Annotated in this window: 22 protein-coding genes; 11 read left to right on the forward strand and 11 right to left on the reverse strand. The window is 49.4% G+C overall.

Features of this window, described 5'->3' with window-relative positions; translation table 11 throughout:
* Positions 1–65 precede the first annotated feature (65 nt).
* Positions 66–1,850: a GGDEF domain-containing protein gene (locus ACXAGC_RS11075; protein WP_474844434.1), complete on the forward strand. Its 1,785-nt coding sequence runs from the start codon at positions 66–68 to the stop codon at positions 1,848–1,850.
* A 114-nt stretch (positions 1,851–1,964) separates the two neighbouring features.
* On the forward strand, positions 1,965–4,025 hold the full coding sequence (locus tag ACXAGC_RS11080; protein WP_474844435.1) for an amidohydrolase family protein: 2,061 nt from the start codon (positions 1,965–1,967) through the stop codon (positions 4,023–4,025).
* A 76-nt stretch (positions 4,026–4,101) separates the two neighbouring features.
* On the opposite strand, the gene ACXAGC_RS11085 is transcribed toward ACXAGC_RS11080, so the two are convergent.
* Positions 4,102–4,821 carry a hypothetical protein gene (locus tag ACXAGC_RS11085; protein ID WP_474844436.1) on the reverse strand — a complete coding sequence of 240 codons (720 nt, stop codon included), beginning with the start codon at positions 4,819–4,821 and terminating at the stop codon, positions 4,102–4,104.
* A gap of 594 nt (positions 4,822–5,415) precedes the next feature.
* Here ACXAGC_RS11085 and ACXAGC_RS11090 point away from each other — a divergent pair.
* Genes ACXAGC_RS11090 through ACXAGC_RS11100 form a run of 3 tightly spaced genes read left to right on the forward strand, consistent with a single transcriptional unit; the run spans position 5,416 to position 7,723 of the window.
* Positions 5,416–5,991 (forward strand): DUF2239 family protein, encoded by a 576-nt coding sequence (locus ACXAGC_RS11090; RefSeq protein WP_474844437.1) that lies wholly within the window; start codon positions 5,416–5,418, stop codon positions 5,989–5,991.
* Complete coding sequence (locus tag ACXAGC_RS11095; RefSeq protein WP_474844438.1) at positions 5,975–7,381, forward strand: MATE family efflux transporter; 1,407 nt, start codon at positions 5,975–5,977, stop codon at positions 7,379–7,381. Before ACXAGC_RS11090 ends, ACXAGC_RS11095 begins: the two co-directional genes overlap by 17 nt.
* A 12-nt stretch (positions 7,382–7,393) precedes the next feature.
* Entirely contained in the window at positions 7,394–7,723 is a 330-nt protein-coding gene (locus ACXAGC_RS11100) for a TfoX/Sxy family protein (RefSeq protein WP_474844439.1), read from the forward strand.
* Here ACXAGC_RS11100 and ACXAGC_RS11105 read toward each other — a convergent pair.
* The 6 genes from ACXAGC_RS11105 to ACXAGC_RS11130 are packed head-to-tail and all read right to left on the reverse strand — an operon-like array spanning position 7,703 to position 14,706.
* Positions 7,703–9,322, reverse strand: coding sequence for an ABC transporter ATP-binding protein (locus ACXAGC_RS11105; protein WP_474844440.1), 1,620 nt, complete (start codon positions 9,320–9,322; stop codon positions 7,703–7,705). The two genes, ACXAGC_RS11100 and ACXAGC_RS11105, sit on opposite strands and share 21 nt — an antisense overlap.
* Position 9,323: 1 nt before the next feature.
* Positions 9,324–10,151 carry an ABC transporter permease gene (locus tag ACXAGC_RS11110; protein ID WP_474844441.1) on the reverse strand — a complete coding sequence of 276 codons (828 nt, stop codon included), beginning with the start codon at positions 10,149–10,151 and terminating at the stop codon, positions 9,324–9,326.
* A 3-nt stretch (positions 10,152–10,154) separates the two neighbouring features.
* Entirely contained in the window at positions 10,155–11,111 is a 957-nt protein-coding gene (locus tag ACXAGC_RS11115) for an ABC transporter permease (protein ID WP_474844442.1), read from the reverse strand.
* A gap of 13 nt (positions 11,112–11,124) precedes the next feature.
* Positions 11,125–12,720, reverse strand: a complete 1,596-nt coding sequence (locus ACXAGC_RS11120; protein ID WP_474844443.1) for an ABC transporter substrate-binding protein — start codon at positions 12,718–12,720, stop codon at positions 11,125–11,127.
* Positions 12,721–12,759: 39 nt separating this feature from the next.
* Positions 12,760–14,034, reverse strand: coding sequence for an NAD(P)/FAD-dependent oxidoreductase (locus ACXAGC_RS11125; RefSeq protein ID WP_474844444.1), 1,275 nt, complete (start codon positions 14,032–14,034; stop codon positions 12,760–12,762).
* 3 nt (positions 14,035–14,037) lie between these two features.
* Positions 14,038–14,706 carry a haloacid dehalogenase type II gene (locus ACXAGC_RS11130; RefSeq protein ID WP_119501693.1) on the reverse strand — a complete coding sequence of 223 codons (669 nt, stop codon included), beginning with the start codon at positions 14,704–14,706 and terminating at the stop codon, positions 14,038–14,040.
* Positions 14,707–15,207: 501 nt separating this feature from the next.
* Between ACXAGC_RS11130 and ACXAGC_RS11135 the strand changes: the two genes are divergently transcribed.
* Genes ACXAGC_RS11135 through ACXAGC_RS11145 form a run of 3 tightly spaced genes read left to right on the forward strand, consistent with a single transcriptional unit; the run spans position 15,208 to position 19,151 of the window.
* Entirely contained in the window at positions 15,208–16,584 is a 1,377-nt protein-coding gene (locus ACXAGC_RS11135) for an aminotransferase class III-fold pyridoxal phosphate-dependent enzyme (RefSeq protein WP_474844445.1), read from the forward strand.
* Complete coding sequence (locus ACXAGC_RS11140) at positions 16,584–17,660, forward strand: tartrate dehydrogenase (protein ID WP_474844446.1); 1,077 nt, start codon at positions 16,584–16,586, stop codon at positions 17,658–17,660. Before ACXAGC_RS11135 ends, ACXAGC_RS11140 begins: the two co-directional genes overlap by 1 nt.
* A 33-nt stretch (positions 17,661–17,693) precedes the next feature.
* A complete protein-coding gene (locus ACXAGC_RS11145; RefSeq protein WP_474844535.1) occupies positions 17,694–19,151 on the forward strand; it encodes an NAD-dependent succinate-semialdehyde dehydrogenase in 1,458 nt (485 codons plus the stop codon).
* A gap of 47 nt (positions 19,152–19,198) precedes the next feature.
* Here ACXAGC_RS11145 and ACXAGC_RS11150 read toward each other — a convergent pair whose 3' ends face one another.
* The 4 genes from ACXAGC_RS11150 to ACXAGC_RS11165 form a co-directional block, all read right to left on the reverse strand.
* Complete coding sequence (locus ACXAGC_RS11150; RefSeq protein ID WP_474844447.1) at positions 19,199–19,756, reverse strand: YbhB/YbcL family Raf kinase inhibitor-like protein; 558 nt, start codon at positions 19,754–19,756, stop codon at positions 19,199–19,201.
* 256 nt (positions 19,757–20,012) lie between these two features.
* Positions 20,013–21,173, reverse strand: coding sequence for an acetyltransferase domain-containing protein (locus ACXAGC_RS11155; protein WP_474844448.1), 1,161 nt, complete (start codon positions 21,171–21,173; stop codon positions 20,013–20,015).
* A 259-nt stretch (positions 21,174–21,432) separates the two neighbouring features.
* Positions 21,433–22,515, reverse strand: a complete 1,083-nt coding sequence (locus ACXAGC_RS11160; RefSeq protein WP_474844449.1) for a patatin-like phospholipase family protein — start codon at positions 22,513–22,515, stop codon at positions 21,433–21,435.
* A gap of 85 nt (positions 22,516–22,600) precedes the next feature.
* Positions 22,601–22,975 (reverse strand): VOC family protein, encoded by a 375-nt coding sequence (locus ACXAGC_RS11165; protein WP_474844450.1) that lies wholly within the window; start codon positions 22,973–22,975, stop codon positions 22,601–22,603.
* A 295-nt stretch (positions 22,976–23,270) separates the two neighbouring features.
* Between ACXAGC_RS11165 and ACXAGC_RS11170 the strand changes: the two genes are divergently transcribed.
* The 3 genes from ACXAGC_RS11170 (at position 23,271) to ACXAGC_RS11180 (ending at position 25,332) form a co-directional block, all read left to right on the forward strand.
* Entirely contained in the window at positions 23,271–23,657 is a 387-nt protein-coding gene (locus tag ACXAGC_RS11170) for an ACT domain-containing protein (RefSeq protein WP_474844451.1), read from the forward strand.
* A 12-nt stretch (positions 23,658–23,669) separates the two neighbouring features.
* Positions 23,670–24,164 carry a PTS glucose transporter subunit IIA gene (locus tag ACXAGC_RS11175; protein WP_474844452.1) on the forward strand — a complete coding sequence of 165 codons (495 nt, stop codon included), beginning with the start codon at positions 23,670–23,672 and terminating at the stop codon, positions 24,162–24,164.
* 94 nt (positions 24,165–24,258) lie between these two features.
* Positions 24,259–25,332, forward strand: coding sequence for a zinc-binding metallopeptidase family protein (locus ACXAGC_RS11180; protein WP_474844453.1), 1,074 nt, complete (start codon positions 24,259–24,261; stop codon positions 25,330–25,332).

Here is a 25,332-nt window from a genome sequence, read left to right on the forward strand (position 1 = left end):
GAACTGCTTGCCGGCATCGCTTCTTTACAAAGCCGGTTTGATTAAAAAAAGAAAAAATAATTACCATGTACAGTAAATTACGCGCTCTGATGACAGCGCTCACGTTATTCGTGCTGTCCGCAATGCCGGCCTTTGCGGCAACCACAGTCGATGATGTCATCAATAAAGTTCGGGCGCCGGCTTATGATTGCCCGGACTCTGCCCTGTTTGATGAACTGGAAGCCACGCTGAGTGATAAGTCTGTTACGGCTGACCAACGTTTTTCCCTGCTCAGCGCGAAAGGCCAGTTTCTGATCTGCGGAGGCGATTACGAAAGTGCACTGACTATGCTCAAATCCCTGATCGCGCAGGAAGATGTGGATGACACCTCATACGCTTACGTTTCAGCCATCAACCAAATTGGCTTTATCTACGATGCGCAGGAAAGTCCTGAACGTTGTCAGTATTACCGTCAGGCCAGATCACTGTCTTCACCGGAACGACACAGCGATATTTTCACCTTCGCTTCATTATCACTCATTACCTATTGTTCAGAATCGTCTACAACCGGAGAGCGTCTTGGCAAGATGTTTACGGTACTGGAGCAGAATGCCGCATCAGGAAACCCCGGCGTACTGGCCCATATTCACAACGCCATAGGCCTGCTCTACGGCAGCCTGGGGCAACATGCTCTGGCAGCAGAGCAATATATTAAAGCTCATGAAATGGGCCTGAAGGTTTATGAAGGCAGCAATAAACTCAGTATTCTCATCAGTGCCATTGTATCGCTGATAAGCAGCGGGCAAACCGAAGAAGCGTACCGGCGGATCATGGAATACGGCGCACTGAACCGTGAAATTAATACTCCGTTGACTAACTACCACTATCATTACGCTCTGTCATATTACTATCGTAAAGCCCGGGATTTTGACCAGCTTGCAGCCACGTTGCCGGATTTCAAAACGGCAATTTCTGCCGTTTCCAGTTCATTCGGCCTGCTGATGTACAACTGGCACGAAACGGAAGTCTGTCTGTACCATCATGATTTAACCTGTGTGCAGAATTACATAGACAGCTTTAATAAAGGTGATAACTACATCCCGCCCAGATTCAGAACCAATCTGGATTACCTGAGCTTCAATCTTGCCATGTATCTGGCACTGGGCGACATAGAAAAAGCCCGAATCGCCAATGAAGTGTTTGCCGCTGAAGCTGAAAATAAACGCATTCAACAACAAAACTCCGCAAATATTCTGAGCGCAGCGAATCTGTACAACCGGATTTACGACCTGGAGGGCGAAGTTGTTGAAGCGAAAAAGGAGCGCAAACAAATTCTCGCCATAGTGACCGGGATTTTCCTTATCACTGCTGCGCTGGCAGCCTATGTGCTGCGTAAGAAGTTCCTTGCTTCTAAAGCCATCGACCCGGTCACCCAGTTGTTAAATGCTGATACCGCCATCAGCCGAATAAACAGACTGACTGCCCCTGGTAAAAACCGCGCCATTGCCATCGCTATTTTTGATATCAGCAACCTCCGGGAAATTATCCGGCTGCTGGGCTCCACTAAAGCGGACAGTGTGCTGAGAAAACTGGCACAAACATTACAGCTCACCACCCGGGGGAATGACATTCTTGGTCGCTTCGGTACCGAGCAATTCATCATGTGCCTTCACAATATTGAAGAACGCAGCGCCCGTTCTTATTTTGAGCGGGTACAGACCGCGCTGGACAACACACTGGACAACGGCACAAAGACCGGCAACGTTGCCGTTGAGTCAAGTATGAGCGTGTTTGTCTCTCACGAAAAGATTACCGGTTTAAGTGATATTCTGGATGAAATGGTCATGTCTATTGATATGGAGAACCGGTAACCTTCCCCGCCTGTAGTCTGAAGTTTGCGGGGTACAGCAGTGAAATAAAGTTAGTTTGCAGCGTTTTCCCTGTTAACCGTGACATACTGGTTAGAATAATAAAGGGAACATAACATGAAAAAACTGGCACTACTCACCTTCACGGCAGCACTGACTGCCTGCTCGGGTCCGACTGAACAGACCGGATCAAGCAGTCAGACAACAACTCAGAAAATAACGACTACTCATTTTGATATGTACCTTGGCGGTACAGACGTGGGTGATATGGATATCACCCGTACCGGCAATAAAATAGACATTGATTACGGTTTCTCAAACAACGGCCGCGGGGCCAGCAGCACTGAAACCATAATTTTGTCTGACAACGACATTCCTCTTTCCTGGTCTGTTGAAGGTAAAACTGTGTTCGGGAACGCCACGCAGGAGAATTTCTCAGTCTCAGCTAACACCGCCACGTGGCAATCTAAAGCCGAATCCGGTGAGGCCGGATTTGACGGTGAACCTGTGTACATTGCACAAAACGGCAGCCCGTTCAGTGAGTATCTTTATGCCCTGCCGTTGCTGAATAACAATCTGACACAGTATCCCGCCCTTCCCTCCGGAAATATTACGCTCAGCAAAAAGCAGGATCTCACGCTCTCCGCCACCGGCGGTGAAATGAAAGCCACACTTTATGCCATTGGCGGGATTTCCATGAACCCGTCTTATTTCATTATTGATGAAAACAAAGCGTTAGTGGGGCTGGTCAGCCCGCGCACAGCGATAGTTAAACCGGAGATTGCCGGGGAAGAAGCTCGCCTGAGGGAATTAACCGCCCAGCTTAATGCACAGCGCTATAAAGATATCGCCAGCCGTTATCTGCACGACTACGAAAAGCCGGTACGCATCAATAATGTCCGTATTTTTGAGCCACAAAGTCTTTCCCTCAGTGAACCGAAGTCTGTAGTGATCACCGGTAACACAATCACGGCAATCGAAGCAGTCAGTGCTGCACCATCAGACGACGAAGTGACCATTGAAGGCAACGGCGGCACACTGGTAGCCGGACTCTACGAAATGCACGGCCATATGAGTGATAACGATGCGCTGTTAAACGTGCTTGCCGGTGTTACTTCCGTCAGAGACATGGGCAACGAAGTCGATATTCTGCAGGGTATTACAGACAATATCGCCAATGGCATACTGGTAGGCCCTCGCATTGCTAAAAGCGGCTTTATTGAAGGTAAAAGTCCCTTCAGTAACTCCACCGGTGAACTGGCCGCCAGCGAAGACGAAGCCGTTGAACTGGTCCGCAAATATGCCGGTATGGATGATTATATTCAGATAAAGATCTACAGTTCGGTGAATCCCAAATGGGTGCCGGCCATGGCAAAAGAAGCACATGAAAACGGCCTTCGGGTTGCCGGACACATTCCGGCTTTCGCCAAAGCAGATGAAATGATTGCTGCCGGTTACAACGAGATCACCCATATTAACCAGTTAATGCTGGGCTGGGTGCTCGACAGAAAAGAAGATACCCGTACGCTATTCCGCATTACCGGCATGAAACGCTTTACAGATTTGGATCTGAACAGCGATCAGGTTAATCACACACTTACGCTGATGAAGGAAAATAACATCGCGCTGGATCCCACAACGGTGATCCACGAACATGCCATGACCTCCCGCAACGGTACGGTAAGCCCCAGTGTGGTGGACTATATTGATCACATGCCTCTCAGCAGTCAGCGTGCCGCAAAGGTCGCTATGCTGAATGTGGCGGATGAAGCTGAAGATAAAGCTTACAAAGACGCCTACGCGAAGATTGTAGCCACACTGAAGAAAATGCACGAAAACGGCATTCTTCTGGTGCCCGGTACGGATATGGGCGGCGCATTCCGTCTGCACCGTGAGCTGGAGCTGTTTCAACAATTTGGTATGACACCGGCAGAAGCTTTGAAACGGGGCTCGTGGGACATGGCCGTATACATGGGTCACGATGACAAACTGGGCAGCATTGAAACTGGCAAGCTGGCTGACTTCTTCCTCATTCCCGGCAACCCGGTGGAAGATTTAAAAGCCATTAAAACCATCGCCATGGTCGTCGCTGACGGGCGAATCCTGTTTCCGGATGAAGTGTATCCTGAGTTTGGCATTACACCGTTCACCACCCTGCCGGAAGTAAAAGGCGAATAACCCCGCTATCTTAACAAAAAAACAAGACAGCCCCGTTAACGGGGCTGCTTAATCAGTTAACTTCTGCTGGCAATATTCAGGCGCCCTGTGGCATAAATGCCGGCGAACTCACCTTCTGTGCTTCCGGTTCCGGTGTAATATTGAACACAATAAACATTAAAAATGTGCAGTACATGCTTGCTGCAAGCAGCAGAAATGCGCTCCAGTCCTGCTTCAGCACAATCGCCAGCGGAACAAACAATGCCACAGGCAGAAAGGCAGCCAGCGTTTTCCAGCGTAACATCAGCGACAACCAGATATGCTCTCCTTGTTTGCGGGACAGTGAGAAACTGTGACAAAAATGAGCCAGGATGTAGGGCATCAATTGGGCCACACACACCAGCGCACCGCCAAGAACAATCCCTGTCAGCGTCATACCGTCATAGGCCACGGCTGCATTCCCGGAGGCTGCCGGCATTAACCCCGACAGTAAATCAGCGGCAAAAAATGCCAGCCAGCTTAAAGCAGTGATCCCCAGAATAGCCGGCAATATCAGCCGCTGATGAAAGTTCAGTTCGGCGGCTAATCGTCTGAGCGAACCATACCGGTACTGAATACTGACCACACAAACCACAAGTGACACCAGCAACGCACACGCGCCCATGCGTAGCGGAAAGAAAGAAAACGGCACCACAGTAACAAGCAGAGCCAGCAGCAACATCACACCACAGATCACAGGTGACCGGGCAATGAAACGGCACATTTCCTTGTAGCCCCGAAGATAGTCCTGTACAGAAAGATTGGTATTGATTTGCATAAGAACACCTTTTGAAGATAAGCGTCTATTTTATGCGCAGCAGTGAATAATTGAAGAGTATGAACATTAAACCGGGTATCATATTGTATGACAGGGTATGTTTTTTAATACGAAGGGTTGTGTTCAGGCACCGGATATGCACGGCACCAATATCAAACAGAGTTCCCATACCATTCGTGCTTAGCGTCCGGTACAAAGGTAACCCCTGCCCCTTGAGTGTTACTCACTGTAACCAGCCAGCCGCCGGGAGTTTTTGTACGATATGTGTGAGAGCTGCTCCCATTCGTATTTTTTAAAGCTTCCCAAATTAACTCTGGTGACTGACTGTTTCCGCTTCTGAATAAACCCAATATGCTGACCTTAACTGTTCATATTTAAGCCAGTATATGCGAGACATAATTGTGGCTTCAATATTTGTGGTTGTTGGTCAGGAGTGGATATTGTTTATTGGCTTATCATGGGTTGCTTTATACATGATCAACTTCTCCACCATAGATAATACAAGATCTCCTCAAACCATTTTTACCCCGACAATATTGATCAAATTCCAAACACCTGTTATTTTTACCCTGATAAAAATAAAGGAACAAATCTGTGGGTGACATCTACATCGCAATCCATAACAAAACTCTCATTGCGCAGGGTGAATTGCCGGCGGTTATTCGTGAAGCAGTGACAAAGTTTCCTGACGCTGAGCCGTATTTATTTAAGTTAGATGATGGTAAGCGCACCGATATCGACTGGCGGGGCGATGCAGAAGAGGTTATCAGCCGTTTGCCTGCTTCACTGATGCCGCAGGTTAAAAAGCGGGGCCGCCCTAAGCTTGGCGTGAAATCAAAAGAAGTGACGCTGTTACCTGAACACTGGGAGTGGCTGTCGTTACAGCGTGGCGGCGCATCGACGACGTTACGCAAGCTTATCGACGCAGCCATGGCTCAGATGACACCTGAGCAGGCACGTCGCATTAAGCAGGATCAGCTCTACAATATGATGCGGGTATTTGAAGATGAAGCCGGTTTTGAAGCGGCTTCAAGAGCACTGTACCGGCTGGATGAAACAGCTTTCACGCAGGCAATAGCAAACTGGCCTCAGGCGCTGCAGGCTATATACAAGGACAAGTTCACAGGCTTGCACGCTACAGGTAAAGATACAAATGATGGAACAAACTAGTCACAACCCGTATGTCACCCCGCCCCTTACACGGGTATTTTTAAAAACTGCACTGCCCATCATTCTGATGATGGTAGTAAGCGGCTCGCTGAACCTGGTAGACGCTTACTTTATTGGTGTATTCGTGGGGTCAGATGCGCTGGCAGCGGTCACGGCGATGTTTCCGTTATTTATGGTTCTGATTGCCCTGTCCACCTGGATTGCCAGCGGGTTCGCCAGTGTAATGGCCCGCCTGCTGGGAGCAAACCGGTATGATGAAGCCCGTAATGCCTATGCACAGGCACTTACACTTGCACTGGTGATAAGCGTTCTTCTGATGCTCGTATTCACCCTGTCAGGTCAGTCACTGGCACTGGCCAGTAACAACGATAATCCTGCGCAGGCAGCTACCAGCTTTACCTATATGAGCATCATTATGTATGGTGCTCCGTTATTTTTCTGGCTGGCCATCGCTTCAGACAGCTTGCGCAGTGAAGGTCACATCGGCTTTATTGCACTGGTCTCGCTGATAACAACGGTGGGTAACGGCGTGATGAATTACGTCTTTATTGTACTGTTGGAAATGGGCGTGGCCGGGTCTTCATACGGCACGGTAGCCTCACAAATTATTGCGTTATGTGCTGTCTGGGCGTTTCGCCGCAGCCATAAAAATCGCACCGGTCTGCCGCTGTTCGTCATCACAGCGGTGCGGAACAGATGGCGTGAGTTTTTGTCTCTGGGCGCACCATCCAGCCTCACCTACGTGGGTGTAGCACTGACTTCCGGGGCTATTTTGTTTAGCCTGCAACAATGGCTGCCGGACAACTATGAAGTAACCGTAAGTGCTTATGGTGTGATCACACGGGTTCTGACCTTCGTGTACTTACCACTGCTGGGGCTTGGCCTCGCAATGCAGAGTATTGTGGGCAATAACGTGGGCGCGCAGCAATATCAGCGATCTGACCGCAGCTTGTGCATCGCTGTCGGCGTTGCGCTGTTTTATGGCGTGGTCACCGAAGGGTTATTATGGTGGCTGCGGGCTGACGTTGGTCACTTGTTTGTGGACGATCCCGCCGTCACAAATGAGATAGCCAGGTTACTGCCTGTCGTCAGTCTCGCCTTATTCCTGACAGGCCCCTTAATGCTGATAAGCTTCTACTTTCAGAGTATTGGTGATGCCAGACGGGCAGGAATATTAACGATTGCCAAAACGTACCTGTTTGCCCTGCCGTTAATTTTTGTGTTGCCGCTTATGTGGGGAGAATGGGGAATCTGGTATGCCGGCCCGGCAGCTGAATTTCTCGGGCTGATGCTTACCGCAGGTATTTTGTATCACCGTGCAGCTAAGGGCAATCACCGCTTTGGTTTGCTGTATGCTGAGCGTCAAGCTGAGCCACAGACTGGAAAATAGAAACAGAACGTTATGACCTCAGAATTTATTGATAGCCTGCATGATGTATTTTCAACGCTGCAACCGGTAACAACACGGCGGATGTTTGGCGGCACCGGCCTGTTTCACAATGGCCTCATGTTTGCCATCGTCATTGATGATTTGCTCTACCTGAAAGCGGACAAGGAGACCAGCCAGCAATTTATTCATGAAGGGTGTGAGCCGTTTACTTACAGCAGGCAAGGCAAACAGGTTGCACTGCAATACTACAGTGCACCTGATTGTATTTATGATGATCCCGACGATGCCGCTCTGTGGGCACAGCTGGCCTTTTCCAGCGCCTTACGCAGCAGGCGGTCTTGAGTCCAGCCAGCCCGGATCTAACGTGGGAACACTGGCCACCAGTTTCTTCGTGTAATCGTGGGAAGGCGCAGTACTTACCGCTTCACCGCTCGCGTATTCCACCGCATTGCCTTTATAGAGAACCAGCACATCGTCACACAAAGTGCGTACAGTAGGTATATCGTGACTGATAAACACTATGGCTATATTCAACTTCGTCTGCAGATCTTTCAGCAGTTCTAAAATGGCTGCGGCAACAACAGTATCCAGCGCTGATGTCACCTCGTCACATAAAATTACCGACGGTTCCGCAGCCAGTGCACGGGCCAGGTTGATACGTTGTTTTTGCCCGCCGGACAGCGCGCCGCATTTACGCTCAGCCAGTTCAGCGGGTAATTGCACCAGCGCTAACAGCTCTGCCACACGGGCACGCTTCTGCTCCCCTTTCATGCCATGGAAGAAAGCTAATGGCCTGCCAATAATATCCCCGACTTTCTGCGCCGGATTCAGCGCCGTATCCGCATTCTGGAACACCATCTGCACGCGCTGACATTCACTTTTGCTGCGGGACGAAATAGACGCTGGCAGCTCTTTTCCATCCAGCAGCATATAGCCTTTCGCCGCGGGAATTAAACCTGCGATGACACGTGCGAACGTTGATTTTCCGGAACCGGACTCACCGATAATGCCGACGGTTTTGCCCTTTTCCACTTTAATAGACACGTCATGCAACACAGGAATTTGCGGTAAACCTGCTGCGGTAATTTTACCGTAGCCAGCAACTATATTGCTGACCTCAAGGACTGTTTTTGCCGTTGGCCGGTTTAATCCGGACGCACCGTGAGACACTGCAGCCAGCAACTGACGGGTGTAGGGCTCTGCTGCGTGATTTAAGATTTCAGTAGTGGTGTTGTGCTCCACCGTTTTGCCGTGTTGCAGAACAAGGATCTGATCGGCCATCTGGGCAACCACAGCCAAATCATGGGATACATACACAGCCGTGGTATTCCTGGCTTTCACCGCCGCTTTAAACGCTTTGAGCACATCTACCTGAGTGGTGACATCCAGTGCAGTAGTCGGCTCGTCAAAGATAACCAGTTCAGGATCGCAGATAAGGGCCATCGCGGCCATCAACCGTTGCAACTGACCGCCGGATACCTCGTGGGGATAACGGTTTCCGATAGAATCGTAATGAGGTAACGACAACTGACTGAACAGCTCTGTGGCTTTTTTCTGTGCTTCAGACCGGCTCATGGCGCCGTGAATTAACGCCCCTTCTATCACCTGCTCCATGATTTTCCGGGAGGGGTTAAACGCTGCAGCGGCACTTTGTGCAACATATGCCACTTTCCGGCCCCGCAATGACGCCAGCATAGTATCGCTTAAACCGAGCATACTCTGCCCGCCCACCGCGACTTCACCACCGGTGATATGACAGCCCGGCCGGGCATAGCCCAGTAACGACATGGCGATGGTTGTTTTGCCCGAGCCGGATTCACCGATAAGGGCCAGCACTTCTCCGCGCTTTAAGGTAAAGCTGACGTCTTTTACGATAACTTTTTTGCTGTCGCCCTTCCCCGCGGAGACTTCGAGTTTATTAACCGAAACATGAGATGACATATTATTTATCTCCTGCGGAATAGGTGGCACTGCCACGGAAACTGTCGATAAGCAGGTTCACCGCAATCGTGATAGTGGCAATCGCCAGCGCCGGTATAATTACCGCCGGCGCCCATTCGGCCAGACCAGAAATGTTTTCTCTGACCAGCGAACCTAAATCTGCCTGAGGCGGTTGTACACCCAGCCCCAGAAAACTCAGGCTACTCAGCAACAACACGACAAACACAAAACGTAAACCAAAATCAGCCAGCATGGGATGCAGAATATTAGGCAAAATTTCCTTTACCGCGAGGTAAAGCTTACCCTCACCCCGCGTTCTGGCAACAGTAACAAAATCCATATTGGCAACATTAACTGCTAACGCTCTGGCAATACGAAACGCGCCCGGCATATAACTCACTGCAGTGATGGCTAATAAAATAGGGATTGATGAGCCGAACGCAGCAATCATCACTAAAGCAAAAATCTTACTGGGAATGGAAATAAGTGCATCCATAAAACGGCTTATCAGCTCATCAACACGTTGATGACTGACAGATGCGTACAGCGCAATGAGCGTGCCTGCAGAACATGCCAGTGCAGCAGCGAGTAGCGGAATAAAAACGGTAAAACGTGCACCGTCCATCAAACGGCTGAGCACATCACGTCCGATGTAATCAGTGCCTAACAGGTATTCACCGCCAATGGGCTCAAATACGTCCCAGGCTACAATTTCTTTTGCACTGTGTGGCGAGAGTAAAGGACCAAATACGGCAATAAATATCCAGAAACTCACAATGGCTGCGCCAATTTTACCCGATAACGGCAGATTCTTTATCGTTGTGAGCATGGCTCAGCCTCCTTTACGCAGTTTGGGGTTTGCCACAATGGCGGCCAGGTCAGCAATCAACACCAGCAACAGATACCCGAGACAAAACAACATGGCACAAGCCTGAAGCAATGGCATATCCCGGTTTGTAACCGCATCAACCATCAGGCTGGCCAGCCCCGGATAGTTAAAGATCACTTCAACAATCACCACGCCGCCCAGCAAATAGGACAAACTGAGGGCAACCGCATTAACAATCGGGCCAATAGCGTTAGGAAGTGCATGACGCAGCACAGCGCGGGAAAGCGTGGAACCTTTAAGCAGAGCCATCTCAACGTAGGGCTGAGATAATTGTTCAACGACTGCCGCACGGGTTAAACGGGCCATTTGCGCGGACAGTACGATACACAATGTTAATACCGGCATCGCAAAGGCACGGAAATAATCGTATAAACCTGCATCACCGGCTATGTAAGACAGTGACGGTAACCAGTTAAGCTCGACTGCAAAAATCAGAACGAAAATCGTTGCCAGCAGAAATTCAGGTACCGCGACCATAGACAACGTGAAAAGATTTATAGCGCGGTCAATCCGGGAGCCGCTGTACATCGCCGCAGATATACCAAGGATCATGGCAAAAGGGACGGCGACAACTGTGGTAAACGCCGCAAGCAACAGAGACTTGGATAGCCGCTCATTAATCAAAGAAGAAACAGGCTGTGCATTCGCCAGAGAGACACCGGCATCACCCTTAACAAGCCCCCATAACCACTTGCCATAGCGGGTTAAAGGCGGATCGTTCAACCCGTAAGCCTCCCGGAGTTCAGCGACAGCCTCAGGCGTGGCACTCTGCCCCAGCATTTCCTGTGCAGCGTCACCGGGAAGCAGATTTGAAATACTGAAGACCACAGCAGATACCAGTAGCAGTGTTATTACCGCTGTCCCTAATCGTTTTATAATTATCGGTACTAAAATGTTCACCGTGATACTCCCGTCAGGCGTCCAGCCAGATATGCTCGGCAAAGGTGTACCCCATAAACCCGCCGGTAGGGATGGGATAAAAGCCTTTGATCCGCTTGTCGTATCCGTCAATAATGTTAATGAAGACCGGAATACTCACGCCACAATGCTCACTGATAAGCGCCTGCATATCGCCATACATTTGTTTGCGCTTAACTTCGTCCCCCTCGCCTCTTGCAGCCAGTAAAAGCTGGTCAAATTGCGCGTTCTTCCATCCTGATTCATTCCACGGAGCATCAGACTTATAAAACAATGTGAACAGTTCATCCAGCGACGGCCTCGGATTGATATTGCCGAAGCCCATAGGGTGTTTCATCCAGTGATTTGACCAGTAGCCATCTGCCGGCACACGGTTAATACCAAAATGGTAATCGCATTCAATACCGGACAATTGCAGAAGTGCGGCCATATCTACAGAGCCTTCTGCAGCAGGACTGGCAAAGACAGGAAAACGCGCTCCGCTCATACCGGCTTTTTTCAGATGATACTTTGCACGATCAATATCGTATGGCCGTTGAGGCAAATCTGCGTTGTAATATTTGTGCGAAGGCGGAACAGGATGATCGTTTGCAATTGTGGCATATCCCCGGAACAATGCCCGTTGCACCAGAGGCCGGTTCATCATGTACTTCACTGCCAGAACAAAGTCCGGATTATTTGTAGGATAAGCGTCCTGGCGCATAATAAGATTTGTGTACAGGCCAGATTCAGTCTGCATAATGTCGCAGGTGCCGGATGCTTTGACCCGTTTGGTTGAACGGGGATTAAGGGCAATGCTCATTTGTACATCACCTGATAGCAGCGCATTCACACGGGACGATTCGTCTGCAATTCCTACCAGTTCAATTTCATCCAGATAAGGCTTGCCGGGTTTCCAGAAATTGCAGTTCTTTTCTCCCACAGTACGTGTGCCCGGGGAGAACTCTTTAAGCTTGTAGGGACCTGTGCCATTTGCTTCCCGGCTGAAGTCTGTGGTGCCATTAGCAACAATACAGAAATTTGATGATGCCAGAATGACCGGTAAATCGGCATTAGGCGACTTAAGAGTCAGTGACAGTGTGAGCCTGCCTGTCGCTTTTACAGAATCAAATTGCTGAGCAATTGCCGCTGCTCTGGACGTCACTGCCGGGTCTTTATGACGCAGTAATGAATACACTACATCGTCTGATGTCAGTGACTTACCGTTGTGGAAAGTAACACCATCGCGCAAGGTGATAAACCAGTGCTGCTGGTCCTCACTCTCCATCTTTTCAGCCAGCGCGAGATCCGTTCCCAGGTCGCGGTTAAACTGCGTCAATCCGCTGTAAAGCATATAAATTCTGGCGTAGTCGGTCCCCAACGAGGCTTTTGCAGGATCTAAGGTATCTTTTGTGGAAATAGACATACCGGCCACACGGATCCGGCCGCCATAAACAGGCTTGTCCGTTGCCGGGGTTCCGGCCATCGCAGCCAGAACATGCTGAGGTAAAATCAGCCCGCTGGCCGCAGCAACACCCGCAGCGCCCAGCCCTTTTAATAATTTTCTTCTGTCGTGTTGCGACACAGAATGCAGAGAACGTCGTTCTTTCATGTTGTAACACCTTCCGTCATGACACGTAACGTTCTACGCTTAATGAAGTTTATCCTGAAGCTGGTAATACAAGCCGACAAAAGGCAAAAACCAGGGCTTTCCAAAATGCAGTGGCACCGCTGGCCAGTCATTGGAAATCCAGGGACAGTGCGAGGGTTTGCCTTCCACTAAATCCGCCATGGTTTCACCCATGTGCACAGCCATCTGAACGCCATGACCGCTGTAACCCATGGCATAAAAAAGGCCATCGTGCTGTCCGACTTTCGGTAAGCGGTCTGCGCTCATGTCCACCGTTCCGCCCCAGCAATAATCAATTTTTGTGCTGACAAGCTGCGGGAACATGTCATCCAGAGACTGACGCAAAATCACACCGCTTTTGGCATCTGACTTCGGATTGGATACGGCAAATCTGGCGCGGCCACCGAACAGCAAACGCTGATCCGGCGTTAAACGGAAATAATTACCGATATTTTTGCTGGTCACGTAGGAACGGTTGCCGGGGAACAATTCAGCCACCAGTTCGTCTGACAACGGTGCAGTGGCCACAGCAAAACTGCCCACCGGCACAATGCGGCGGCGAAACCAGCTAAACGGACCGGGGCCACTGCCGCCGGTAGCAACTACAACTTGCTTTGCCTGTAGTGTTTGCACCGGCGTAGTCACCTGCCATGACTGATTATTCAGCTTGCGGACCTGCGTGACTGGCTGATGCTGAAACAGCATGGCGCCTGCCTGCACACAAGCCTGAGCAAGACCCGTGACCAGTTTACCCACATGCAGTTGCACACCATTGGGTGTCAGCAACCCGCCGTAAAACGAACCGGAACCGATTTCTTTTTCAAGTGCGGATTTATCGAGTAATTTCGCATCAGGATCCACTGACTGGATCAGCGCAGCATGTGTTTTTTCCAGCTTTTCCATGTGTTCAGGTTTAGCTGCCAGTTTGATTTTTCCGGCCACTCTGAAATCACAGGCAATCTGATGTTCCTGCACAATGCGGGTAACAGATCCAACAGCATCATTATAAAACGTATAGAACGCGCGGGCTTTTTCTTCGCCGTATGTTGCGACAAGCCCGGCATAATCCTGCGCCGTACCGTTATTACATTGCCCGCCATTACGGCCGGACGCTTCCGAACCGATAGTGCCGGCTTCAACCAGAGCCACTGTTGCGCCCCGTTTTGCTAAGGCCAGCGCGGTGGACAAGCCGGTAAAACCACCGCCAATCACCACGGTATCCACTGTGGCATTGGCCGGACTTTCCGGTAGTGAAAGCGTGGGTGCTGTATCTAACCAGTACGACGTATTTTTCATATTTTACAGTCCGACTACGCCCGGTAATCCGCTGATGTCTTTAATTTCGGTGTAGCCATAGAACGGGTTAGCCGGCTCATGGCCACGGTTTACCCATACTTTATTTTTAATGCCGATATCATGCGCTGACATCAGGTCATAACGGAAGCTGGATGAAACATGAAGAATGTCTTCCGGATTACAGCCCAGGTTATCAATCATGTATTCGAAGGCTTGCAAGCGGGGCTTATAAGCCTGCGCCTGTTCTGCGGTGTATACAGCGTGAAAAGGCGCTTCAAGATTGGCCACATTAGAATTGATTTGCTCGTTTGCCGCGTTGGATAAAATGACCAGCGGGATCTCAGCAGCCACCTTTTTTAACGGTTCAACCACATCAGGGTGTGGTCCCCACGTTGGCACAGCCTTGTAAATTGTTACGCTGTCTTCATCGCGATACTCAATGCCCCATTTCTTACATAAACGGGTAACAGCATTGCGGACCACTTCAGAATAAGGCTTCCACGCGCCGAGCACTTCATCTAAACGGTAGGCTGAAAAGTCTTTTACGAACTGAGGCATTTGCTCCGGTGTGATCCGGTCTGCAAACAGTCGCTGCGCAATGGGCGCCATTTCAAAGTAAATCAGGGTGCCGTAGCAGTCGAAAGAAATATATTTAGGTTTAAATGCACTCATTGTTGGTTCCAGCTATGTAATTTTTATGTCGAATCTATTACACCACGCGGTAACGGTATAAACATTCCAAAATGAAATGTTACCACGGGATGATACGTCTGTTTTATTTGTACAATCAGCAGAGTATGCCGCATCGTTTTAATTGCTAATCCACCGGCCAGAACGCCTGAAAATGGCCCGTTTCCCGTAACATCACTTGTACCGTGCCACGGTTTAAAACAATGCTGCTGTCGCATCACTCCTGCTTAATCATCATGCCGCATTAATCGCAGCATATTTTGCTGAGAAGCTCACAAAAACAATATTTCCGCACCTTTATCTCAAATCGTTTGAAAGATAAACGAACTGGTGCAGCGCTACTATTATCAAGCTGAATTTGCTCTGCGTTTCTTTACCTCCGTCTTTTTTCTCGCCGGATAAATCACGCAGATGTCTTAAAGAATCATAAACATTAAGCGGCGCACACACTTCGCTTAAAAAATACAAATATGGAATGTCATCATGCAAACCTCTGCCCTGAAAGAACTGGACAGCCAGTACCTGATCCATCCGGTATCAGATTTCCGTGGTCACCAGCAAAAAGGTGTCAAAATTTTACAATCCGGCAAAGGCCCCCGGGTGACCGACAGCGAGGGAGAAACTTATCTGGATGCATTCGCAGGCTTATGGTGTGTGAATGTAGGTTTCGGGGAACAACGCATTGTCGATGTGGCCAGCAAACAAATGTCGGTACTTCCTTATGCCACAGGCTATTTCGGATTCGGCAGCGAGCCGGCAATCAAACTGGCAGAAAAACTGGTGTCCATTACGCCGGAGTCATTACAGCATGTGTATTTCTCTCTGGGTGGCTCTGATGCTGTAGATGCCGCGCTGCGTTACATTACCTATTACTACAATGCTATTGGCAAACCTCAGAAAAAACACATTATTGCGCTGAAACGTGGCTACCACGGTTCTTCGTCAGTGGGTGCAGGGGTCACCGGCTTACCGGCTTTTCATGCTAACTTCGATGTGCCGCTACCGACACACCATCATATTACCTGCCCTTATTTTTACCGTAGCGACTTCGACACTGAACAGGCGCTCATCGACGCGTCCGTACAGGAACTGACAGATAAAGTTGCAGCACTGGGCGCCGACAATGTGGCTGCGTTTTTCTGTGAACCGGTTGTGGGTTCCGGTGGCGTAATCGTGCCTCCGAAAGGCTGGTTAACCGCCATTGCCAAAGCGTGTAAGTCACTGGGTATTTTATTTGTGGTCGATGAAGTCATCACCGGTTTTGGTCGCACGGGAAAAATGTTTGCCTGTGAGCATGAAAATATCCAACCCGACATGATGACCATGGCAAAGGGTTTAACATCAGGCTACGTGCCGATGGGTGCCGTGATGATGTCAGATGAAATATTCAAAGGCATCGCCGACGGCCCGCACCGTTCAGCGGTAGTCGGCCACGGTCAGACGTATTCAGCCCACCCGGTCAGTGCCGCTGTAGCACTGGAAGTGATCAGTATTTACGAAGAAGGCCTGCTGGAACACGCGCAGGCCATGACGCCGTATTTCGAAGACAAACTGCAATCGGTACTGAGCCACCCTCTTGTGGGCGATGTACGAAACCAGGGCCTGCTTGCGGCTGTTGAACTGGTGGCAGATAAATCGTCAAAACGTCAGTTTCCTGCAGAGCTGGGATTACATGAAGTAATTGCTGATATTGCCTGGAAGAACAAACTTATTTTCCGTGCATTTGGCGACAATATTCTCGGCTTTGCCCCGGCGCTCTGTTACAGCAAAGAAGATTTTGATGAACTCTTTAACCTGTTACAGAAAACCCTCGATGAAGTGTTGTCTTTAGATATGGTTAAGAAGGAAATGGCCCGCTAATGAAACCGTTTAATATTGCAGTAATTGCCGGTGATGGCATCGGAAAAGAAGTCATGCCTGAAGGGCTGAAAATTGTTAAAGCGGCTGCAAAGAAATTCGGCATCCCTCTTAACTTCCAGGAATTCAAATGGGGTGATTGCGACTACTACGCCGAATATGGCCGTATGATGCCGGAAAACTGGAAAGAGTTAGTGTCAGACATGGATGCCATTTATTTTGGTGCCGTTGGCTGGCCGGCGTCTGTGCCTGATCATATTTCACTGTGGGGCTCCATTCTGACTTTCCGCCGTGAATTCGATCAGTACATCAACATGCGCCCGGTACGTACTTTCGAAGGGGTCAAATGTGCTCTGTCGACACCCCGTGCTGATGACATCGACTTTGTGGTTGTACGGGAGAATACTGAAGGCGAGTATTCATCCATTGGCGGTATTATGTATGAAGGCACAGAGCGTGAAGTGGTTTTACAGCAATCAGTGTTCAGCCGTCACGGTACCGACCGCGTTTTAAAATATGCTTTTGAAACGGCGCGTCAACGTGATGCGAAGAAACTGACAGTGGCCACGAAAAGTAACGGTATGGCCATCAGTATGCCCTGGTGGGATTCCCGCGCCGAAGCCATCAGTCAAGACTACAGCGACATTCAGTGGGACAAACAACACATCGATATTCTGTCGGCCCGTTTTGTCATGAATCCGGAGCGGTTTGATGTGGTGGTTGCCTCCAACCTGTTTGGTGATATTTTGTCTGACCTGGGTCCTGCATGTACCGGCACCATTGGTCTGGCACCTTCTGCGAATTTAAACCCTGAAAGAAAATTCCCTTCCCTGTTCGAGCCGGTACACGGTTCGGCGCCGGATATTTACGGTAAAAACATCGCCAATCCCATTGGTATGATCTGGTCTGGCGCATTGATGCTGAAGTTCCTTACTGAAGATTCAGGCTCCGGTGCAGAGGCCCACGATGCTATCATCAAAGCCATAGAAACCGCTTTAAAAGGCGACATTACCACTCCGGATCTGGGCGGCAATGCCAGCACACAGTCCATGGGTGACACCATTCTTTCTCACCTTTAAGGGTTTAACAGCAACGTGACGACAGAAACAGGAATGACGCTGAAAGATCAGACACTACTCAGCACGCAAAACTACATTAACGGAAAGTGGCAGAATGCGATTTCCGGGATGACGTATCCGGTTATCAATCCGGCCACAAGTGAACGGATTGCCAGTGCGCCCGACAGTGACGCCATTGATGCCGCCCATGCTGCCCGCTCTGCACAAAAAGCATTTCAGAGCTGGAGTAAAACCAGTCACCGTGAACGGGCCACACTGCTGGAGAAATGGTACGCTGTCATCAACGAAAATATTGACGATCTTGCACTTACCATGACCACAGAACAGGGTAAGCCGCTGGCGGAAGCAAAAGGCGAAGTAGCCTATGGCGCTTCTTACGTAAAATGGTTTTCTCAGCAAATCATGCAGCTTCGGGGCGATATTTTACCTGAAACCGGCAGCGGCAAAATGCAGACTGTTGAAAAGCGGCCGGTGGGCGTTGTTGCAGTTATCACACCATGGAATTTCCCGTTTGCCATGCTGGCCCGGAAAATTGCGCCGGCACTGGCGGCCGGCTGTACGGTAGTGGTTAAACCGGCGGAAGATACCCCGCTGACGGCACTGATGATGGCAAAACTTATCGATATGGCAGGCTTCCCGCCGGGTGTGGTGAATGTGGTCACTGCCAGTCGTGAACAAACGGCCATTGCCGTTGATGCCTGGCTTAAAGATCCGTTAGTGAAAAAGCTCAGCTTTACAGGCTCAACGCAGGTAGGCCGCTATCTGGCGGAGCGCTGTGCCAGTACGCTGAAAAAGCTGTCTTTAGAATTAGGCGGCAATGCGCCCTTTATTGTGTTCGCTGATGCAGATTTAGACGCGGCGGTTGAAGGCTTAATGGCTGCTAAACTCAGAAATGGCGGGCAGACTTGTGTATGTCCTAACCGCATTTATGTAGAAGACAGTATTTATGATGAATTTGCCAGCCGGCTGACGGACAAAGTCGCGGCGTTAAAAGTGGGTTCACCTCTGGACGAAGATACCCGCATCGGCCCGATGATAAATCAAAAGGCTGTAGACAAAATTAACGCCCATATTGCTGACGCGGTGGAACAAGGCGGCGTTGTACTGTGCGGGAATAAAGCGCCTGACGACACCCTGTTCGTCGAACCCACCGTCATTGCCGATGCTAACAATGCCATGCGCCTGTTCACTGAAGAAACATTCGGTCCGGTGCTTCCCCTGTTCCGCTTTCAGTCAGAAAGCGAAGCCATTGAAGAAGCTAACAATACCGAATATGGCCTGGCGGCATATTTCTACACCCGTAACCACTACCGGATTCACCGGTTAAAAGGTGCTCTGCAGGCGGGTGTGATTGGCGTAAACGAAGGTGCGGTTGCCAGCGAACAGGCACCTTTTGGCGGCATCAAAGCATCAGGCTATGGCCGTGAAGGCTCACACTACGGCCTGGATGACTTCTTATATATTGCTTACTTCTGTGAAGGCGGGTTTTAACACCCGCTTTCCCTTCCTGCTCATTCCGGCGCTGATAATTTCTTCATTCAGCGCTGATAAGTCACTTCCAGAGTGGCTTTCCCTAATGCATTCATGTTCACCATGTAACCTGTCAGTGCGCCTGATGGATTGTCCGGCAGGGACAATTTTTCCGGCAATGCGAATACCGTGAACTGATAGCGGTGCGCTTTATGACCTTCAGGCGGACACGCGCCGCCAAAACCGGCATAACCGAAATCATTCACTATCTGCATACTGCCTTCCGGTAATACCATACTGCCGGCACTGCCCGCGCCGGTGGGTAATTCACTGGTACTGGCCGGAATGTTGACTACCTGCCAGTGCCACCAGCCACTTCCGGTAGGTGCATCCGGATCGTATACAAAGAGTGCGAAGAAGTTTGTTCCCTCCGGTGCGCCCTGCCACGAAAGCTGAGGTGACAAATTATCTCCGTCACAACCGAAACCTTTGAATTCCTGCTCTTTGGACATGGGTTCCCCGGCTGCCATGTCTTCACTGGTTATGGTGAAACTGGCAGCGGTTACTGCAGAGGTGAATGACAGCCCGACAAAGCAGGCAATACCTGCAACCGTTTTCAACGTCATGATCTGTTCCTTATCTTTATAGGTGTGGGAGTGCCGGTTGTAGCTGAACATAAGCAATTTCAGCTATCTGATACTTTGCTTTGTGGCATCTTGCAGCTTAATTCAGCATTAAATTTATACTAACGGAAGGACCGGCGCTGACAACTGATTTTTCACTCAGATGAATACTGTTTCAGCTTTTGAGGCAGGAAAGAGAACATTGGTTTTGTGTAATTCCCCTGCGCAAAAACGCAGGGGAAATAAGGCGCTTACTACATCAGAAATATTTAACCAGCGGGTTCGTACTGTTGTGTTTAAAGCGAGAAAATGCTTTTGTGGGGAAATACAACCCCACTGCCATCAACGCCGCAACCAGCCATACCTGCCAGATATAATCGAAGGCAAACAAGTCATCGTAGTTCGGTCCGGCGAGATCAAGTACAAGGTTGTAACTGACCAGCAGCACAAATAGATGCACGATATAGAAAAACATGGGTGCTGAGCCAAATGACTCAATGATTTGTGTGAATTTATTGTTCACTGTATCCAAAGCAAACAGCACTAAAAATGCCCCGCCCAGGGTGAGTAACACGAAATCCAGAGATGGCGGATATTTGGTAAAATTAATGAAATCCATCGCGGTCTGAATGGCTGTTGCCTGTGTTTCCCATGGCATGTCTTCTCCGTAAATATTGAAGCCCCTCAGGACCAGTAGTACTCCCCACATGGATAAAGCCAGACCCAGCAATACTCTTTTACGCTGCGGCGAGGCAACATTGCGCGAAAATACCGGCCCCATGCTGTAACCCAGTAGTATCACACCTATCCACGGCAGCACAGGATAAGACGCTTTAATACGGAGGGTTTCGGAGGTAAATATAAAGCCGCGGTCATGTAAAATAGCCCACAGGGTGTAGCCGGTTTCCCCCGGCGCAAAGCTGATTGGTGATAACAAGTTATGACCACATACAATCAACAGCCCCAGTGCCAGAATCAGTTTTGCCGGTAAATGACACAGCACAGAAAGTACAACCATACTCACGCCAATTGCCCACATTACCTGCAACCACAATGTGTCGTAGGTGCCCATCCACAGCCAGTTGATCACTGCAATCTCAATGAAAATAATGAACAAACCCCGTTTAAATAAGAACGGTGTTGCAGAGCGTGCAGGCTTGTTCGCAGGGTGGGAGTATAACCACGCAGACAACCCGGTCAGAAATACAAATACCGGTGCACAGAAATGGGCACTCATCCGGGTGAAAAATAATTGCGGGCTGGTAATGTCCACGTCCATGGGATCACCAACCTGCTGATGATAGAAATACCGTTCGCGAACATGGTCCACCAGCATAAAGAGCATCACCAGCCCCCGGAGGATATCAATAGACGCGATACGTTTTGCATGGTTCGCCGCAGAAGTTTGCATTGTTGTCATTTTTATCGTTCTCATGCTCAGAAAATGATTGCAGCAGAGACACTTCAATCATTTCATTCGTTGTTTCAGGCAAGACTGCCATAGATAAATTATGGTCGACAGGTGTTTTTGACTGCGCCGGAGCTTTTTGGCATATCTTGCTGAAGCCGTGCTAAGTCATGAAAAGATCTGCCAGCCGGGAGCAGGAAGATGAAGAACCAAAGAGAGAAGAGCAGCCCGCTCCTGTAAATGAAAAACGGGCTTTCTGTGTTAACTTTTGTTAGTCGCTCAGCATTGGAAAAGGCAGTGGCTTAATTTCATCCATGATTTTTCCGCTGGCAGTAATATCCATAAAATACTCGCCCAGCCTGTCGGTCTCTCTAAGCACGGTTTGCCAGTATTTTATGCGGGTTTGGGGATCAAGGGCATCGAAATCTTTTCTGTCAGGGATTTTGCCGTAAGGTAAAGATGAAACAAATTCTGCCGACGGTACAAGCATCACCACGTTATCGTAACTGCTGCGGTGTGGTACCCGTCTTTTCAGGCCTTTATCAAACCAGCCCGGAACAGGCTTGTCATAAAAATGCGGATAAAGCACCAGCCCTTCACGGGGACCGAAAGACAAGTCAAAATGATAGTCGGTGATACCGCCGTCCCTGTACACCCCTTCAGGTGCATCAACGATTTTCTCTACCCCTTCCAGTACCAGAGGAATAGAACCGGATGCCAGTAACGCATCCCGGGTATTCACAATACTCAGTTCTGTCCGTTCAGTGTTCAGGTTGTACGGATCGTGAATAGTAAAATCGCTGTCCGGTGCCGAAAAAATATGGCGGGTATAAAAGCGGTTAAGACCACGTCTTGAAACAGCATTGGCAGCTGCACTCATGGCAAGGCCATGGAACTGGGTAATGCGCCCCCGCGATGCCATAGCACGGTGGCAACGTACGGCGAAAATATGCGCCTTAAAACGATGGTTCAGCAGAATATCGTCAATACCCTCTTCACCCAGCACATGGCTGATAAGTTCACGGGCTTTTACGGTAATTTCATTTGCTGACGGTTTGGCAGAATACACAGTGTGTGAATAATGGTGTGCCAGCCGGTTGATGGCCGCCAATGGGTCTCTCTGAACGGCACATGCGGCTCTGAATGCCCCGGCAGATGAGCCAATCACCTGCACCTGCCCTCCCCGTTCATCGAACCATTCCGGAAACAGCACCCGATCCAGACCCGCCAGCACGAACCATTTGGGTCCGCCGGACGCGCCGAGGAAGTAATTGAACAGCAGCGGATAGAAACCGTGCTCTTTTAATGTGGCCAGTGCGCCCGGGCCAGCGTAAATATTCAGTGGCGCAGTCAACGTGTTATCCCTTCACTTCTTTTTATTTGTGAGTACTTTAGCAGTTGATGGCGGTCATGTCATGACCGCAAAATCCTTTGCTGAATTACGACCCGCTGCCATCGCTGTAAAGTGCAAAACAGGCGCCGGAGGGATCTTTAATATACACAAACCTTGCCGTACCGTGTGTTCTCACGGCAGTCAGTTGCTCCCCGCCACATGCCGTAACCTGCGATAAGGCTTCATCAAACTCACCGGTGGTAAAATACGGGATCCAACCTGCAGGCACATCCTGATTCGGGCCTCTCCGGTGACAAATGCCACCTTTTACCTGTCCGTCTGCATCTTTCATAACAAAGTCATTGTAGCCGCCCATGTCCAGAGGTTCTTTTTGCCATCCCAGTACCTTTTCATAAAAGGTGCTGGTTTCCACTGCATCTGCTACTGTTAAATCCCGCCAGTCACCTGCTGAGTCGCTCATGATTTGCTCCAGACTAAATATGAAGTGTCAATACACACAGCTTAAAGAAAACCCAGTTTTTTCCAATATTTTTTTCACACAAAGGTAGACACAGCTTGTGGAAAATGCTTGAACTATGGCAATAGTTATCCACTGACCATTGTTTAACCAGTATTTTTTATTAAACAATTTCATGGAGTTACATTTCACACACATACTACTCAACAAACTTATCCACAGATAAAGTGGATAACACGTAGAAGTTATTCAAGTATGATGATTTAATAATATGACATGTTCCGGACGACATCAGATAATGAAAAAGCAGACGTTAGCCGTCATTGACGGTGAATTTACTATCCATGCCTTCGATCCTAACTCCGCCATTCCGGCTCCGGTATTGAACAGTGATTTATTTTTCATTGGCAAGACGGAAGATACCTTGTCGGTTGTCGTACCTTCCTCTGTTAATCTTGTGTCACTGGAATCTGATAAAGGCTGGCGGGCGCTTGAATTGTTAGGCCCCCTTGAATTGTCTATGGTAGGGATCATGGCGAACCTGGGGACAGTGCTGGCAAAAGCCAAAGTCAGTATGTTTATTGTCTCTACATTCGACACAGATTTTTTTCTGGTCAAAGCGGACAAACTGAATGACGCCATTACTGCATTGCAGGAGGATGGCTACACCATCGTCGGACAATAGCGGCTTCCCTGCATGAATTTTACTTCAGAAAAACCGGCCTCGTTCAACCGCGAAATTATTTTGCGTGCGCCGCTTAACGGCACCCGTACAGAGTTAGCGTCAATTAATGCACCGCTTTATGCTGCCGGTATGTGGGGCCCGGCACTGGCATTTACCTACGCCGGGCATACTTTGTACGCACCGGCAGACTGCCTGATAGAAAGTATTCCCGAAACCGGCTATGCGGTTATCATTAAAACCCGTCACGGCCTCAGACTGCACATTAACCTCCTGCCGGCAGGACACTCTCTGATGGGCGAGCGTTGCATGCGTCTGGTAAAAGCCGGTGAGAAAGTCAAAGCCGGACAACCGCTGATGTCTTTTCAACCGCAGTGGCTCAAGCAACAGAGCCTGCCGCTTAACGGTGTGTGCTGTGTGATGAACGGTGAAAAATGTAAAGCCGTCGTGCACAGTCATAACCGTCAGTTCATGGCCCCTGAAGACCCGTTGATCTACGTTTACATTTAATCTGTCTCAAACAGGATTTATTTCATAGCCGCGCAATCTTTATTCGCGTAAACATGCTATACATTTTATACAGCTCGTTTAGTCAGGTTTAACCGTGAAGAACTACCAGTGCGAATGTGGCAACACTCTGTATTTCGCCAACTCAACTTGTTTGTCCTGCCAGCGGCCGGTGGGCTTCATCAGTCAGGAAATGACGTTATCTGCCTGTGAAATTGATGACAACGGTCACTGGATAAGTTGTCTTAACGGTAAAGCGTACCGTCCCTGTACCAACTTCAGTGAGTATCAGGTATGTAACTGGCTGATTCCCGCAGAAGAGGACCATTCGCTGTGCGAGTCCTGCCGGTTAACTGAGACCATTCCGGATCTCTCCAAGCCGGACAACCTGTCATTATGGTTCCGTATGGAGCAGGCCAAGCGCCAGTTAATTTACACCTTAAGTAAACTGGGGCTGGACGTTTGGAAACACGGTGTGGAAAACGCAAACGAACTTCGCTTCCGCTTTCTTGAGGATGAAACGGAGGAAGACGAATATGGCGAAGAGCTCACAGTAAAATCAACGGTCATCACCGGGCATTGTAACGGCGTTATCACCTTAAACCTGAAAGAGGCTGAAGACGCTTCACGTCTTAAAATGCGTGAACAGATGAATGAGCGCTACCGGACACTTATCGGTCATTTCCGTCATGAGTCCGGGCATTATTATTGGGATACACTGATCCAGAACTCCCCTCATCTGGAAAAATTCAGAAGCCTGTTCGGCGATGAACGACAGGATTACACCAAATCAATGCAGATCTATTACGCCAACGGGCCGGTTCAGGACTGGCAGTCGTCATGGATAAGCGCCTATGCCAGCATGCATCCCTGGGAAGACTGGGCTGAGAGCTGGGCGCACTATCTGCACATTGTGGATACGCTGGAAACTGCTACCGAATACAGCATCAATATTTTGCAGAACCGCCTGGGTAACCCGCTGGCAGAAACCTACCGGCGTGCGAGTGAAACGGATTTCCAGCGAATATTTGAAGACTGGTGCAGGCTGACCACAGTGTTAAATGCCCTGAACCGCAGCATGGGGCAGGATGACGCGTATCCGTTTGTCATATCCTACCCGGCGCTTGAGAAGTTGTCGTTCATACACGACTTATTGCATCAGCGGCTTTAA

The organism is Alteromonas sp. AWJ4_197 (assembly GCF_056160285.1).